The sequence below is a fragment of the Oligoflexus sp. genome (assembly GCF_035638955.1).
Classification (GTDB): Bacteria; Bdellovibrionota_B; Oligoflexia; order Oligoflexales; family Oligoflexaceae; genus Oligoflexus.
Genome location: NZ_DASQYZ010000520.1, coordinates 38,213 through 50,721, shown reverse-complemented (window position 1 = coordinate 50,721; position 12,509 = coordinate 38,213). Strand labels below are relative to the sequence as shown.

At 49.7% G+C, this 12,509-nt stretch carries 21 protein-coding genes; 3 read left to right on the top strand and 18 right to left on the bottom strand.

What is annotated here, in order from left to right:
- From VE954_RS43445 to VE954_RS43415, 7 genes are all read right to left on the bottom strand, one after another.
- The coding region (locus VE954_RS43445) for a portal protein (RefSeq protein WP_324965068.1) at positions 1 to 900 on the bottom strand (900 nt) is incomplete at its 3' end.
- Positions 900 to 1,154, bottom strand: a complete 255-nt coding sequence (locus VE954_RS43440) for a hypothetical protein (protein WP_324965066.1) — start codon at positions 1,152 to 1,154, stop codon at positions 900 to 902. The genes VE954_RS43445 and VE954_RS43440, both read right to left, overlap by 1 nt.
- Positions 1,151 to 3,775 carry an LAGLIDADG family homing endonuclease gene (locus VE954_RS43435; protein ID WP_324965064.1) on the bottom strand — a complete coding sequence of 875 codons (2,625 nt, stop codon included), beginning with the start codon at positions 3,773 to 3,775 and terminating at the stop codon, positions 1,151 to 1,153. Before VE954_RS43435 ends, VE954_RS43440 begins: the two co-directional genes overlap by 4 nt.
- A complete protein-coding gene (locus VE954_RS43430) occupies positions 3,759 to 4,349 on the bottom strand; it encodes a hypothetical protein (protein ID WP_324965062.1) in 591 nt (196 codons plus the stop codon). The genes VE954_RS43435 and VE954_RS43430 overlap by 17 nt, the downstream gene beginning before the upstream one ends.
- Complete coding sequence (locus VE954_RS43425) at positions 4,346 to 5,107, bottom strand: site-specific DNA-methyltransferase (protein ID WP_324965060.1); 762 nt, start codon at positions 5,105 to 5,107, stop codon at positions 4,346 to 4,348. Before VE954_RS43425 ends, VE954_RS43430 begins: the two co-directional genes overlap by 4 nt.
- A gap of 274 nt (positions 5,108 to 5,381) precedes the next feature.
- A complete protein-coding gene (locus VE954_RS43420) occupies positions 5,382 to 5,675 on the bottom strand; it encodes a hypothetical protein (protein WP_324965058.1) in 294 nt (97 codons plus the stop codon).
- Positions 5,676 to 5,738: 63 nt separating this feature from the next.
- Positions 5,739 to 6,089, bottom strand: a complete 351-nt coding sequence (locus VE954_RS43415) for a hypothetical protein (protein WP_324965056.1) — start codon at positions 6,087 to 6,089, stop codon at positions 5,739 to 5,741.
- A 191-nt stretch (positions 6,090 to 6,280) separates the two neighbouring features.
- On the opposite strand from VE954_RS43415, the gene VE954_RS43410 reads away from it, so the two are divergent.
- The 3 genes from VE954_RS43410 to VE954_RS43400 are packed head-to-tail and all read left to right on the top strand — an operon-like array spanning position 6,281 to position 7,159.
- Positions 6,281 to 6,532, top strand: coding sequence for a hypothetical protein (locus VE954_RS43410; protein WP_324965054.1), 252 nt, complete (start codon positions 6,281 to 6,283; stop codon positions 6,530 to 6,532).
- The gene (locus VE954_RS43405; protein WP_324965052.1) at positions 6,529 to 6,942 is read left to right on the top strand and encodes a thermonuclease family protein; all 414 of its coding nucleotides are present in this window, start codon (positions 6,529 to 6,531) and stop codon (positions 6,940 to 6,942) included. The genes VE954_RS43410 and VE954_RS43405 overlap by 4 nt, the downstream gene beginning before the upstream one ends.
- A complete protein-coding gene (locus tag VE954_RS43400; RefSeq protein ID WP_324965050.1) occupies positions 6,914 to 7,159 on the top strand; it encodes a hypothetical protein in 246 nt (81 codons plus the stop codon). Before VE954_RS43405 ends, VE954_RS43400 begins: the two co-directional genes overlap by 29 nt.
- A gap of 484 nt (positions 7,160 to 7,643) precedes the next feature.
- Here VE954_RS43400 and VE954_RS43395 read toward each other — a convergent pair whose 3' ends face one another.
- From VE954_RS43395 to VE954_RS43345, 11 genes are all read right to left on the bottom strand, one after another.
- Entirely contained in the window at positions 7,644 to 7,874 is a 231-nt protein-coding gene (locus tag VE954_RS43395; RefSeq protein ID WP_324965048.1) for a hypothetical protein, read from the bottom strand.
- Positions 7,871 to 8,152: a hypothetical protein gene (locus VE954_RS43390; RefSeq protein WP_324965046.1), complete on the bottom strand. Its 282-nt coding sequence runs from the start codon at positions 8,150 to 8,152 to the stop codon at positions 7,871 to 7,873. Before VE954_RS43390 ends, VE954_RS43395 begins: the two co-directional genes overlap by 4 nt.
- Positions 8,153 to 8,838: 686 nt before the next feature.
- On the bottom strand, positions 8,839 to 9,045 hold the full coding sequence (locus VE954_RS43385) for a hypothetical protein (RefSeq protein ID WP_324965044.1): 207 nt from the start codon (positions 9,043 to 9,045) through the stop codon (positions 8,839 to 8,841).
- A gap of 237 nt (positions 9,046 to 9,282) precedes the next feature.
- Positions 9,283 to 9,798 (bottom strand): hypothetical protein, encoded by a 516-nt coding sequence (locus VE954_RS43380; RefSeq protein ID WP_324965042.1) that lies wholly within the window; start codon positions 9,796 to 9,798, stop codon positions 9,283 to 9,285.
- A gap of 21 nt (positions 9,799 to 9,819) precedes the next feature.
- On the bottom strand, positions 9,820 to 9,996 hold the full coding sequence (locus VE954_RS43375; RefSeq protein ID WP_324965040.1) for a hypothetical protein: 177 nt from the start codon (positions 9,994 to 9,996) through the stop codon (positions 9,820 to 9,822).
- 279 nt (positions 9,997 to 10,275) lie between these two features.
- Positions 10,276 to 10,521 carry a hypothetical protein gene (locus tag VE954_RS43370; protein WP_324965038.1) on the bottom strand — a complete coding sequence of 82 codons (246 nt, stop codon included), beginning with the start codon at positions 10,519 to 10,521 and terminating at the stop codon, positions 10,276 to 10,278.
- Between the two features lie 380 nt (positions 10,522 to 10,901).
- Positions 10,902 to 11,207: a hypothetical protein gene (locus VE954_RS43365; RefSeq protein WP_324965036.1), complete on the bottom strand. Its 306-nt coding sequence runs from the start codon at positions 11,205 to 11,207 to the stop codon at positions 10,902 to 10,904.
- Between the two features lie 52 nt (positions 11,208 to 11,259).
- Positions 11,260 to 11,568 (bottom strand): hypothetical protein, encoded by a 309-nt coding sequence (locus VE954_RS43360; protein WP_324965033.1) that lies wholly within the window; start codon positions 11,566 to 11,568, stop codon positions 11,260 to 11,262.
- A complete protein-coding gene (locus VE954_RS43355) occupies positions 11,565 to 11,813 on the bottom strand; it encodes a hypothetical protein (RefSeq protein WP_324965031.1) in 249 nt (82 codons plus the stop codon). Before VE954_RS43355 ends, VE954_RS43360 begins: the two co-directional genes overlap by 4 nt.
- On the bottom strand, positions 11,810 to 12,028 hold the full coding sequence (locus VE954_RS43350; protein ID WP_324965029.1) for a hypothetical protein: 219 nt from the start codon (positions 12,026 to 12,028) through the stop codon (positions 11,810 to 11,812). Before VE954_RS43350 ends, VE954_RS43355 begins: the two co-directional genes overlap by 4 nt.
- Positions 12,029 to 12,033: 5 nt before the next feature.
- A complete protein-coding gene (locus VE954_RS43345) occupies positions 12,034 to 12,351 on the bottom strand; it encodes a hypothetical protein (RefSeq protein ID WP_324965027.1) in 318 nt (105 codons plus the stop codon).
- Positions 12,352 to 12,509: the final 158 nt, after the last annotated feature.

Here is a 12,509-nt window from a genome sequence, read left to right as displayed (position 1 = left end):
ATCCGGCAGTTCACCTTGCTCAAGGATTCCATGCTTGTGATCGCCGACCGTAAAGAAGAAGTAGCCCTCTGCATAAGTTTCGCAGCTCTTAAAATAGAATTCGCGAACCTCAATCTCAGTCGCTGACTCGTTCTTATAGCTTCCGGTGAAGCCGTCGAACCAATCTTTTCTATCGCCGCCAGCGTGCTTTATGGCTTCGATCTTGTCCTTGTCGCCCATGTAGCGCTTGAGAAGCTTATCCCGGCTCATGAACTTTCGGATGCAGACCCACTCCATGGTGCGCTCAGAATCGGCGTTAGGATCGGTCAGAAAGTTGTAAGGGGGGATGCGCTCATAGACTATCTTGCCTTTGAACACAGGCTTTCTGCGGTCCATCCTGATGACCTTGGCCATGGACTCATCGCCATCATTTGGCTTCTCTTCGGGATCGTCATTCTCCTCGGTGTTCTCATAGTGTGAGAAGGGGCCGCCGTAGGGATCCCAGAAAGCTTTCATGTGACATTCGCCGCTGACCACAAAGTCATGAATGAGGCGGGCATAGACGGATGGCAGATCTTCCTCGGTCTTGAGGAACTGATAGACCGATTCATTGAGTTCGGCAGACTTCTGGTCTGCGATCTCTTTTTCATTCCGTGGAAAGCATGCTCCATCAGGAGAGCGATTTTGAATACTATTCCTGATGAAAGCTGTAATTACGTGGATGTGATTTTTTGTGATGCGAATTCGCCTGGTTTTGTCCACGCTTTTGTTGAATATTCGCGACATTCCATGGCGGCGGTCTTTGGCGTGATGAAAGCCGGTGTCGAGCATAATGTTGCTACGAATCTCTGCAAAGTGCGCTTGCAGCGCCCCTTCAGCCTTCTGAAACATTTCGCTAAGATCGCCAGCCGTATGCGCCATTACATTCTGTCCTTCCGCAATTGTTCAAATGCGAGGGGATCCTCGACAGCAAGGTTCTCCAGGTAGAGAGCCTGAAGATCAGGATCTTCTTCTATGATGGACTCGATTGATTTCGCGGGAGGCTTGGCCATGGCGGCGGCTAAGCGAGGAGGGTCACCAACTTGAAACTGGAGTTCGAGCTTTTCGAACTTAAGCCTGGTTACGCCACCATTCTTGCATGCTTCAATTAAATACGCAATATCATCAGGGCTCATATAAACTCCTCGAAATCGTCAATCGCATCTTGAAGATCGTCCCAGTCTTCATTGTCCTGCCGCATGGGGTCATCGCGCATATCGAGCCCTTTATAAAAGGCCATCCTTGGATCCATCTTTGATGTGTCTTCGCGCTTTTTCTTTTCCTGAAGCTTGAGGGCTGTAAGCCGCATCGGGCACAGGGCAAGGGCATATCGCAGGGCATCAGCGCAGTCGTCGACCCTATGCTTTTTATTGGTGTCTTCTGAGATGGAACTGAGTTCACTCACGAGATGCACTGCATGTGAGTCGGGACCGACAACTACCTTAAGCTGACCTTGACCAAAGAGAGTATTGAGAAGCGGGATCCCCACGTCATGATCCTTGAGCGCTTTCTCAAGGCGGATCCCCTCTCTCGCTGCAAGCGTGAAAAGATCCACAGCAGCCCAGTCGCCAAACGCTTGATGGACGCCGAACATGGGAGCCATCTCTTTATAGCGAAGCAGCAGATCGGCTTGAGTCATTCGGCGCTTTTGAGAAGTCCAGACGTTTACGACTCTGGCTTTCGAATACGTGGGATCCACTTTCACATGCACGATGGCGCTTGAATGCCCCCAGTCGCCACCCGATCCGTAGTCGATGCCGACGTAATTTCGCCAGCCCTGCATATCGGTTTCGCCGTAGGCTTCGGTGTGCTTATCCTTCTCAAATTCCTGATATACTAGCCCGGAATCTTTGACGAACTTGCCCATGATCCGGCGCTGACGTTCGCGTTCAGACCTATAGCGAGGCTTAAGAACGTTGTCGATATAATCAACGGTGTAGATATCGGATGGCGATCCATCGCAGTAGGTCACGCAATCATAAGCGCTGATCTGTTTCTTCCATGCACCTACGATTGTCTCTAAAGCAGTGCCCTGCATTTCCATTGCGTTAAAGAGCCATTCCTGGCCGAGCGTTGCGGTAAATACGCAATGGATGTACCCGGAACCAAGCGCTGCCATGGCCTGCGTTCTAACACCGAGTTCGTCCCAGTGCTCACCTGGCGGCTCCTCATCGAGGAACACCGCATCGAGTGACGATGCCTGGAGTGCCGTTGGGCTTTGCGAATAGAAGCGGAAATAACACGTAACCCCAGAATTGAAGACGATGCTATCGATAAAGCCCTTGTCATTATAAGTCGGTTTCCATCCGTATCTTGAGTCGTCTTTCATCTCATTTTTGCTGAGATAGACCTTCTCGATTTTTTCTTTAAATTCCGTCGTGGCGAGCTTTGCATCAGGGTAGCAGTAAAAAAATGTCGTGGGCTTTCGCTTTGGAAACCAGTAGGGCCATAGGTCTTGCCTCATGGCCATGTTGCACATTTTAACAATCTGACCCGAGCTATTATGCGTGACAATGTACTCGCGGCCGATGAGATAGGTCGAATCCTGGTTATCAACGGTAATGCACATCGTAGGGACTGATTCAATAGGCTCGATGGAGTAGATTACGCGCTCATGCTTATAGCGGGTCACATACCAGCGATCAGCCTTGCGTTTGATGCGGAAAGGGTTGAAAAGTGTCTTGATGAAAACCCTGTACGAAGGCTTACCGTCTTTCTTTTCGCCTTGATGGGTGTACCGGGTAATCCTTGGATCCCTGATCTCGGCCTTTCCGCCAAGCGATCGGACTAGTTCTGCAACATCATTTGCAAGCTTTTCGCTGATCGATGAGTATTCGATGGTTCCCTTGCCATAGATACTGCCATCGCTATCCAAGAGACCGGCCAGCAAAGCTTTGCGCTGTTCGATGGAACCCACGAGGTATGGTTCAGGGATGAATTTGGTCGCAGAGCGTGTGCCTATGAGACCAATCTTTTCGACTTCATTGGGCACGTTCCCCTTTATCGCATAGTCAATTCGCTTGTTTTTTTCCTGGCGGACGTCGTAAAGGGATGAAATGTAATCGGCAGGCTCCTGATCACCCGTCGAAAGCTTTATGTTTCTCGTCGTTATGCAGCCGTCACCCAGGAGAAGCCCCACAAGATAAGGATCAAATAGGTCCTGTTCTTCATACTGGACGGGCTCAGCGATCGGGATGACAAAGCGGTTGCCGGCCTTTGTCTCTGGAGCATATGCTCCCTCCTCGATGATTTCTCGGGTGGTTTTTACCAGCCATTCATTGTAGCAAGGGTTTGCCCAGGTCTTTTCACCTTTGGAATATCTCTTTCGGAATCGCTCGTCATAGCCCTTGCAGACCCAAAGATGACCCTCACCAGCAATGATCGAGGTTCTATCGTCGAATGTGATCCGGTAGCACTTCTGATTCTCAAAGCGCTTCGTATCGAGAATCCTGGTGGGCTTCCCATCACGCCCAAAGACGTAATCACCCACCTTAAGATCGCCGTAAACCCTTACCCCGCTAGGAGTCTGAATAAGTGCGTCACATTGCAGGTCCTTCCCGACCTGATTAGCAGCGGTCAATAGAGCAGGTGTCGGCGGATTTCCATTTACGCCGCGATGCAGCATGAATTCACGCTGCCAAGGGTAGAGCTTATGAGCGTTACACTCGCTGAAGTCTTTGTTCAAAAACCAGGGAAGGTTTTCTTTCATGTACTGCTGAGCGGCAAGCAGCTGCTGCTTTTTACTTGGAGGAGCCATGCATATCCTCAAGCTGCTTGATCTGAGCTTCGATGGCGATAGGATCCATCTGGGAAGCGTTTATCCCTACATTGACCTGCCTTTGAACGGCCATCCCGAACTTGCGATCGAGGAGAATCTGAATGGTTTTGTGGAGAATTTTCGCGGCATCAATATCGATGCGGCCCTTGTCATCTGTGATCGGAGCTGATGCAACTTCCCAGAGTCTCGTCGAAAATGCCGTTAGCAAAGCATCTTGATCCTCTAAATAGGATCCAATACGGCGAGTGATGAAGACGGCTTTCGGAACGTTGTCCGTTCGGCGCTTGAAGACATCATAGGTGCAGATGTCTTTGAAGATGTCGTCTTGCTTAATGGCCCTGTCAGACATGGGCTTCATGGGATCCATGAACTGCTGGAGAAGGGAATTGTAGCGGATCCTGAGACGCCAATCGAGGCTGTCAGGCATCGCTTCTGCGAAAAGCTTGGCATCAGTCCATGAAGCACATTCGCTTTGTTGGGCTTCGTATAATCTTTTCGGAATGATCTTGTGGAGAGGGAGTTCCCAGCGGATCAGGTTATCTTCGTCGCTCATGCCACCCCCAGGCGCTGGCGCGAAAGCTTGAAATATTCCTCAGATATCTCGATACCGATGAAGTTTCGCTCGAGGTCCTTTGCAGCCTGGCCCGTCGTGCCAGAGCCCATCATAGGATCCAGGATGGTGTCGCCGGGGTTTGACCAGGAGAGGATATGATCATGTGCCAATTTTATTGGAAACGGAGCTGGATGTTTATCAGCCCCACGCTGGCGATGCGGAGATATATCCCAAACATTGAATCGATGCCCAAAATCAGGCAAAACCCTTGCGTTCGATTTTGCTCTCATAGTCCCATCAGGCAGCCTGATGTTTCCATGGTTCTTAGTCCCGGCCCATTTATTCGGCCTGTCTTTGATAGGATTAAAAGACTTTGGTTTGCCTTTGGAAAAAACAAACATGTATTCAAACACAGGAGCATAACGGGTTTGCAGGGATCCAACGTCAGAAAATCCGCCCTTATTCCAGATCATGGTGTCGTGAAGGTTGAGGCCGAGGCTCATGAAATGGAGGGCTTGACGGAAGCTGGATCCGCTCTCAGATCCCTTAACAGTGGCATCTGCAACGATCCAAACAATCACGCCACCAGGTTTAAGAACCCTCTCGAGGTCCGACGCAATTCCCTCAAAATTGAACGTGTAGCCGTTGTATTTGCGCAAATCATCATAGGGCGGACTGGTGAGAACCATGTCCACGCTTTCAGATTCAAGTGTCGGAAGGACTTTGAGACAGTCACCGCAATGGAGGGTTAGAGACATCCAGAGTTTCCAGAAGCTCTATATCTTCCGGCATTCCATGGGGATTGAGACGAAGTCCAGCAACAATACCCCGTTCGACCATTCGGCGAGCTTCAGCCTCAGTCGTAGCCCTAACTACTCCCTCGAATGACTCGACAATAGACCAGGTGAAACGGTAATCGCTTACCGGCTGATCGGGGTACTCTGCAGCGTAATGTGCAGGGCAAAGCCTTTTGAAAAGGCTGATATCATGGCATCCAAGACGGATGCAGATAGAGCGGGGAATCTTTTTCAATCAAAGGGCCTCGGGTGCGTGTGGCCAGTCTGTTCCCTCGATTGATCTGAATAGAAGACGGCACACGGTCAGCCCCAGATCATCCCAACCATCGGCGATATCTGTGTGGCCATAGATCTGAAGTTCATACTTGAGATCTTCGCGGCGTCTAAGCACAAAAGGGATTTCGACATCACTGAGCATGATCAGGGCTTTGTTTGTGTAGCGCGTGTAGCCTGGTGCCCCGAAGCGTCTCTTGGTCGCCCTGCGCAACAGTTTCGCGTCCACCCACTGATCGAGTCGGGCGTCCTGCATGTGATGATCCATCCTTTGTGTTTGACAAAGGATAGAACAGATAGAGGAGGAATGTCTATGGTTTCAATGCAGAAGCTTGGAGAGGAGAATATTGCTGAGCGATTTCGTGGGTATTTTGATGCTGATGAACTTTCCCTGAACTTCGATCTTGCCGCCAAGAGACTTGATATACTTGTCCGGGGAAACCTTACTGGACGGCGCTTCCATGGGGGCATCTTTCTTTTTCATCATCTTCGGAGTTTTCTCAGTGGGTCTGAGTCCCTTGCGATCAATATACTTTTCCACTCTCTGCCGAAGCTGCCAGCCTGAAGCCATAGGATTAGCGGCCTTCACCTTTTTTGCCAATGCAAGATTGGTTATTTCGGGGTTCTTGAGGACTATCTCAGCGGCTCGTGCGACCTTTGTTTCTGCCATGATTCACCTCATTAATGCATTTTTCGCAACATTAACCCACCTTTTCCCTTATGGCCAGGTTTTCTATTCATTTTCGCGCGTTTTTCTCCTAATGTCCCGAGAGACAAGCTTTTCATGTGTACCCCGGCTTTTCGCTGTAGGGTTCACGAGTAAAGGGGAAAATGGGATGAACACAAAGAAAGAGGGTAAAAGTGAGCCTTTGTTTAAAAGGAAGGATTTGGAGGGATGGCAAGAACTGGCGAGCGACACTCCCAGGTCTGGATCTGAGCGTGAAAGGTGCAGAGAAAATCGATGTCATGAAAGAGCTTGAGGAAAAGATCGATGAAATCAGTGATGACCTTGATTATGAGATTACGACTGAGGAAGACGGGCTGCTAATATTTGAGACTGACGAAGTCGCTGAAACAGCCCTACTAATACTCAAGCGGAGAATTATAAAATGATCGGTCTTCTGCTCACTGCCTTACTCTCCAATTTTCCGGGCGTTCAAATAATTCGCGTGATTGATGGAGATACTTTTGTTGTGAACTTGCCCGAGCAGGCCGATGTTTTCGGGCGGGAGATCTCAGTCAGGCTTGCCGGAATTGATACGGCTGAGATTCGCGACAAAAGGGCTTGCGCCAGGCAGGACGCAGAAGCTGCCAAAAAATTACTTTCCCGGCTACTTTCCGATACAAAGGTTGATCTTATTGACTGTACCAGAGAGAAATATTTCAGAATTTTATGCGAAGCCACCGTATCACCAGGTGTGAACGTCTCAGAGACTATGATTGGGCTTAAAAAGGCCGTTCCGTACTATGGAAAAGCTAAGCAGGAGTGGGTTTGTGGACTATCTACTGATCGAAAAAAGTGAATTGACGCGACTTCTCTTGATGGCAAAGCCCCTGAGTGCGTTGGCCATGATGGAGTTCGAACGCATAAGTGCTCAAATTATGCAAAGGGCTGTACCCCCTGACACCGTTGGGTTTGCTCACAAGTCAAAGACACCTGATGGCAAGCTTACGCTGTCTCTCTTTCCCAAAGAATGGAGTCAAGTTCCAGAGACACCTGCCGATAACGTCAAGGCCTGACAAGTGCTTCATTGGATGGAAGCCCTTTATCATCTGACAACTTAGGTAACATTTAAAGGTCCCTGCACTTGCGGGGTCCGTTTCCCCAAAAGCAAAAACCCCGAAGTCCACACTCCGAGGCTTCCGGCCACTCACGCAAACAGGCAGTTTGTGCGCGAGAAACTTCTACTACCCACTATTGGGGTACACACTACCTGGTCACCTGAGCACAGGCAATGCGTAAAGTTATCCACAGGTTCAAGAGCACTTGACGCTTGGCTGCAGGCTGATAATGTCGTGGTTTTGGGGGAAATGAGCCATTGAAGTATTACGCTCTGACAAGCGAAGAAATCCGGCGTCTGATAATCGTCTCCATGGAGTACGCCCTATGCAAAAGGCGCGACAATCCTAATTTCTTCGCTCTTGTGAATCTCAGGAGAGCGGCGAAGGCTAGGCGGATCACTAGCGAAGAACTGCAGAAGATTGAGCGGGATCGCCAGCAGTCTCAAGCCGGCGTAGATCGCTGAGCTTCAGGCATTGTGCCCGCCCTACGATAGGCTTTCATGGCTTTCCATACGTCAAAGGCAACACTGTCGGCCGCAACAATAGACAGAGCCATTTCCTCAGCCTGCCGTATTTTTTGAATCGCCTCAGCCACAGAAAGCACCAGATCGTGACGACCGGCATCCTGAAGATAGCCAGCCGTTTCCTCCAGAGCGCTTATGAGAACATTCATAGCTGTTCCACGTTGCAATGCTTGCAGACCATGCGAATGTGAGCAAATGAAACGTTCACGAAATCGTGAGTGCAGAAGGTGCGAGGTTCTCCATATCTGAAGCTGATGGGTTCAGGGAGCTTGATAACGGCATTGCCCTTTTCGATAGGGCAGACCATAGGCTTTCCTTCGTCCCATGCGATTCTCGTAAAGGCTTTGCCGTAAATGAGGTCTTGCTTGAACTCTTCCAAGGCCTTTTGCCTGCCATATGCTTCGATCGCTTCGGCCAGTGATGTCATGATTTGCTCCGTAGAAAGTAAAAACCAGGCGCTATCCAGAATCCCATCTACACTGCGACATGTTAAGGTATTCAACGCCTGGTTCTGCGCCTCTAATTTCCTGCGCCCGCCACAACAGTTGACGATTTTCGGGAACTTCAGGCTGCATCTAGGGTTTAGATGCTCCCACTCTTATTGAGAATGCTCCCTATGGAAATTTTCTCAATTTTCTTTCAAAGCGTTTGATACCAAGCGTTACGTCTATTGCTCATGATCTTAAATGAGCTATTTATGATGCAGGGTTTCCCTGAAGGCTTTGGCAGCGAAGGGTCGGACTATGGTCCACTTAAGACGTTCACACAAGGCACTTACGCTAATCTTTGATAGAGAACCCATCCAGCAAGGCGATCACCTCTATCACTATTTTGAAAGCTGATGAGTCACCTCAGTTATATGCGCTTCCCGCTAGGCCAAAGCACGCATACCGTAGAGGCCGGATCATCATCAACTCTCAGGACACCTCTCTCACTTGATCTTCGGTGCCACGCTGCCTTCGTTTCTATGAACACCAAGGACTTTCAGTGTTCGCTCTTTCGTATCGTGAAAGACCCATAACCCGTCTCGAATTCTGCTGGATCACCGGCAATTATAGAGGAACAGGGAGGTATCGTCCAGAGAAAGGAAAGGTGCGGAAACACATCCAATCGTCAGTCATCCTCAGCTCCTTTGTCATCAAAAGCACCAGGCGGGCCTATGCTGATGCGAAGATCCCAACCATCGTACTTTCTGAGGTTCGAAATCGTCGCTGAGAACACTACCCCTTCTTCTATAAGCCGCTCGCCAAAACGGGCTTTCTTACCGAGCAATTCCTCAAGCATTTCGTTTATTATTTGTCCGCCGATATTTCCGCTCATCTCATCACCTTCTCCTGGAACTGCTTGAGACTCTCATGGTGCATACTCGCTTTCATAGCCGTCTCAATGGTTCCAGCATGCCGGTCTCTCTCGTTCATCCACTTTTCGCGATAATACTTTATCGTACGGCGCTGATGAAGCCAGATCACAAACCATGTGAAATTCGATAGGAAGATCAATAGCGCATTTATCAATTGCGTGTTTGCGAGCAGCTCCACGTTTCACCTCCATGGTGCGCTATATCTCAGCCAATTGCTTTGCGAGCCTTTCCACCTCGGCCTTTACGAAGCTGATATCCCGATATTTATCCTCGGATCTCCCAGGAAACTTTGGCCAAGTCGGATCATACTTTCTGAAGGCTTCCATTGAAGGAACGAGGTCCCATGCATGAGCGCAGTCAAAGCCAAACCAGTAAACTGGTTCCGCGTGCTCATCAGTTGGATGGCATATCTCGCCCTGGCAAAATTCGGAATACGTGATGCCGCCGTGGCAATCAGGATAAATATCCGCATCCTCCAACTCCCGATAGCTCTTTCCATAGTAGGGATGGCCTTTCGGAACCCCGACATACCCGCACCACGCTCCCATGTGATTGCGATTGATGAGGCAGTCGAAACCGTGTGACTTCCAAAGCTCTTTGTTCGGCTCATCAGCCCAAGGCCCAGGCCCCCACTTTCGTATGTTTGGCAGCTCATGGTAGGCCTTTCGAATCTCAAACGGTGCATCATCTCGCGGCTGTTTTGCTATTTCCATTTCTCACCTCATTAGAGTCCTTTAGCCAATCGTCTGACCCGCATTCAGCCGAACCTCCTCAACAACACGGTCAGCAATGGCACGAAACTTCTCAGAGTCCACTGCGCCGCCGTACTCCCCTACCTTGCCCGCATAAAAGCGAAGGGCTGCGACGATGTGAATGAGGTCAGGCAGGTCAAGCTTTGTGGTTACTATCATTTTTCGCTCCTTTTTGGGGGATTATAGCATCATGATTTCCACAGTCCAACCGGCTGGCTGCACTGATCACAAAATACCGTGCCGTCTGCCGCTTTCCATGTCTTCTCGTGCGGGCACGGCGCGGCCTTTCGGTCGAGCGCCCGAGCGCAAAGCCTGGCAATGAGGTTGATCAATTCGTTCTTTCCCCAGCTGTTCTTTTTCTCAACTTCCGCGATTAGTTCCTGAAGAACGCCCCTTGTATCAGATTCGCTCACTGTTCACCTCAATCAACCTCATTGATCAACTCAAAAGCGCCGCGCTAGGGCGCACTTCAGTGATATTAGAAACGACCTCCCCGGTCTCTGGGATAACGCCCAAGCCATAGTGAAGGTTGAATTTTCCAAGGACTTCGTTGAAGTCAGCCATGGCCGAATTATCAGCGGTTTTGTCCGCCTTTACGAATTTATAAAAGGCTTTCAGAATCTCGCAAAGCTCGGTGTTGGAAAGCGTGAGTTTGCATTCTTGAATAGCAGGCAAATCAATCATTTTTAACCTCATCCGATCGTTAAACACTTTCTATTTTGATCACTCGGCTAGCGCGCTATGACTCGACCTTTCGCCAGCAATGTTGCTGCCAACAAAAGTGAAGTTCGCCCAACCATAAGGGCAAGCCAATGATCATAAATCCCGACCCAGACGTTCCCGACCAACGCCGGAAAGTTGGCCATAGCCTCTTAGGCCAAACGTCGCTACTCGTGCTGTTCTTGTGCCAGTATATTGCCCAGCGCCAAGTGTATGAGGCTGGGTTGTGATAGCTTGCCATCAAAAGCTGGCTATTATTCACCCATTTAAGAAAACTGCGGTTACTCAATCGGATCACCTCGCTATCATAAAACAAATTGTTTATTGATCGACTTTTCTGCACGCTACGACTCATCCTCTTCAGCCGAATAGACGGTCGAAATCTCAGCCGTAACGTGGAACTTTTTAACTTCAGTCTCACCCTGTTTTCTTACACTAATCGTTCGATCCGAAGGCCCTTCAGCGTCGTAATCGTCCCACTGCTCGGCAATCTTTTCCGCTGCATGCTGATAATTCACGGCACGGACCTCGGCCCAGCTTACATCGCCGTTTTCAGAGCACTCAAAGATTGGATCGCACTTATGCTGGCGCTTTTCGCCAAAGCCATTGATCTCAAAATAGTGCTCTTTGCACACTTCACAGAAAGGCATGGATCAACTCGCTATCGAAAAACAATTGTTTATTGGGCGACTTTCCTGCACGCTACAACTGATCCATGAGAGCATTCACCCTGCAGATTTCGCAATCCCCGCAAGGCGGCTCATCTACCATCACATCCTCGACTTCGCATCTCAAATCCAACACTTTGAACGCATCGACCAAGGCCAGGATTTTGGGGAGTGTTTCTCTCATTTCCACTATCAGGCTTGCATCGTTAAACGTGTCCACCCAAACAATATCGCCTTCGTGTCCGGGTTTTTTAAATTGGAACAGATGCCCATTAATATCATGATCCCATGGCCCCGGCGTTGCCTTCGATTCCAGTTCTTTCAGCCTGTCGAGCGTGTTCATTTCGTTTCCTCAAGTTCAGCGAGCCTTTTGCGCAGAATACAGCCAGAACAAGTCCCACAATCGACTGGCGTCCAGTTTTCTCTGTAGTTCGGGCTCTCACAATAAGCCCGTTCTTCGGAAGCATCGACCACGTCCAGGAGTCGATGAACAAAGCCAGCTCGCAGATAAACCGGCGCTGTTTCCCACCGTTCGCCGTCCTCTTCGATGATTCGCTCGATACGTCCACGCAGTTCTTCAATGTTCATTTCGTCACCTCGTCCAATGCATCGCTAAAAGCATCGAATTCCTCAAACAGCGTAGTGGAAGCATTCCCATGATAGGCGTGCCTGAGACGAATAGCCGCTTCGACCACGTCCAGCACTTTTCTCAGCGCATCCTTAACGGCATCGATCTCCTGGAATTGAAGAACCTCGTTATCAAACTCCTGGAGCAGTTCTTTAAGGACGTCAAGCGAGTTCATTTCGGTTACTCATCCAAAGCCTGGAGCGTTCTCATATTCGAAACTTGATGCCGATAACCCAATTCATTGAGCAGCAGCATGACTCTCTTTACATCTTCAGGGCGCGACGTGGTGTACTTCAGTAGGACAGGAGGACTGCCATCGGGATTATCATAATTCGTAGTCACCATAGAAAAATTGCGACACAATTCGTCTGTCGCCTCGACCACGTCCAGGAGTTTCTTCAATCCATCCATCACGTCGCAAATTTCCAGAAAGCCTATGCCGCCTTCATCGCGATCAAACTCCTGAGCCAGTTCTTTCAGCCGTTCGAGCGAGTTCATTTCGGGATCTCCTCACACTGATCGAGCTGATACCAATAGCCACATTTCCCATCGGTCTGTGTCGTGACCTTCGCGTAGTGCGTGGCCCAGGCTGGGGGATCCTTCATCACGCATCCAGGGCAAACGCAAATTGCACGTACCACTGTGTCGTCTGGAAC

Coding starts and splice junctions, on each gene's coding strand:
- VE954_RS43440 (WP_324965066.1), bottom strand. CDS start 1,154: ATGAGCCCTGATGATATTGCGTATTTAATTGAAGCATGCAAGAATGGT.
- VE954_RS43435 (WP_324965064.1), bottom strand. CDS start 3,775: ATGGCTCCTCCAAGTAAAAAGCAGCAGCTGCTTGCCGCTCAGCAGTAC.
- VE954_RS43430 (WP_324965062.1), bottom strand. CDS start 4,349: ATGAGCGACGAAGATAACCTGATCCGCTGGGAACTCCCTCTCCACAAG.
- VE954_RS43425 (WP_324965060.1), bottom strand. CDS start 5,107: ATGTCTCTAACCCTCCATTGCGGTGACTGTCTCAAAGTCCTTCCGACA.
- VE954_RS43420 (WP_324965058.1), bottom strand. CDS start 5,675: ATGCAGGACGCCCGACTCGATCAGTGGGTGGACGCGAAACTGTTGCGC.
- VE954_RS43415 (WP_324965056.1), bottom strand. CDS start 6,089: ATGGCAGAAACAAAGGTCGCACGAGCCGCTGAGATAGTCCTCAAGAAC.
- VE954_RS43405 (WP_324965052.1), top strand. CDS start 6,529: ATGATCGGTCTTCTGCTCACTGCCTTACTCTCCAATTTTCCGGGCGTT.
- VE954_RS43395 (WP_324965048.1), bottom strand. CDS start 7,874: ATGAATGTTCTCATAAGCGCTCTGGAGGAAACGGCTGGCTATCTTCAG.
- VE954_RS43390 (WP_324965046.1), bottom strand. CDS start 8,152: ATGACATCACTGGCCGAAGCGATCGAAGCATATGGCAGGCAAAAGGCC.
- VE954_RS43385 (WP_324965044.1), bottom strand. CDS start 9,045: ATGAGCGGAAATATCGGCGGACAAATAATAAACGAAATGCTTGAGGAA.
- VE954_RS43380 (WP_324965042.1), bottom strand. CDS start 9,798: ATGGAAATAGCAAAACAGCCGCGAGATGATGCACCGTTTGAGATTCGA.
- VE954_RS43375 (WP_324965040.1), bottom strand. CDS start 9,996: ATGATAGTAACCACAAAGCTTGACCTGCCTGACCTCATTCACATCGTC.
- VE954_RS43370 (WP_324965038.1), bottom strand. CDS start 10,521: ATGATTGATTTGCCTGCTATTCAAGAATGCAAACTCACGCTTTCCAAC.
- VE954_RS43365 (WP_324965036.1), bottom strand. CDS start 11,207: ATGCCTTTCTGTGAAGTGTGCAAAGAGCACTATTTTGAGATCAATGGC.
- VE954_RS43360 (WP_324965033.1), bottom strand. CDS start 11,568: ATGAACACGCTCGACAGGCTGAAAGAACTGGAATCGAAGGCAACGCCG.
- VE954_RS43355 (WP_324965031.1), bottom strand. CDS start 11,813: ATGAACATTGAAGAACTGCGTGGACGTATCGAGCGAATCATCGAAGAG.
- VE954_RS43350 (WP_324965029.1), bottom strand. CDS start 12,028: ATGAACTCGCTTGACGTCCTTAAAGAACTGCTCCAGGAGTTTGATAAC.
- VE954_RS43345 (WP_324965027.1), bottom strand. CDS start 12,351: ATGAACTCGCTCGAACGGCTGAAAGAACTGGCTCAGGAGTTTGATCGC.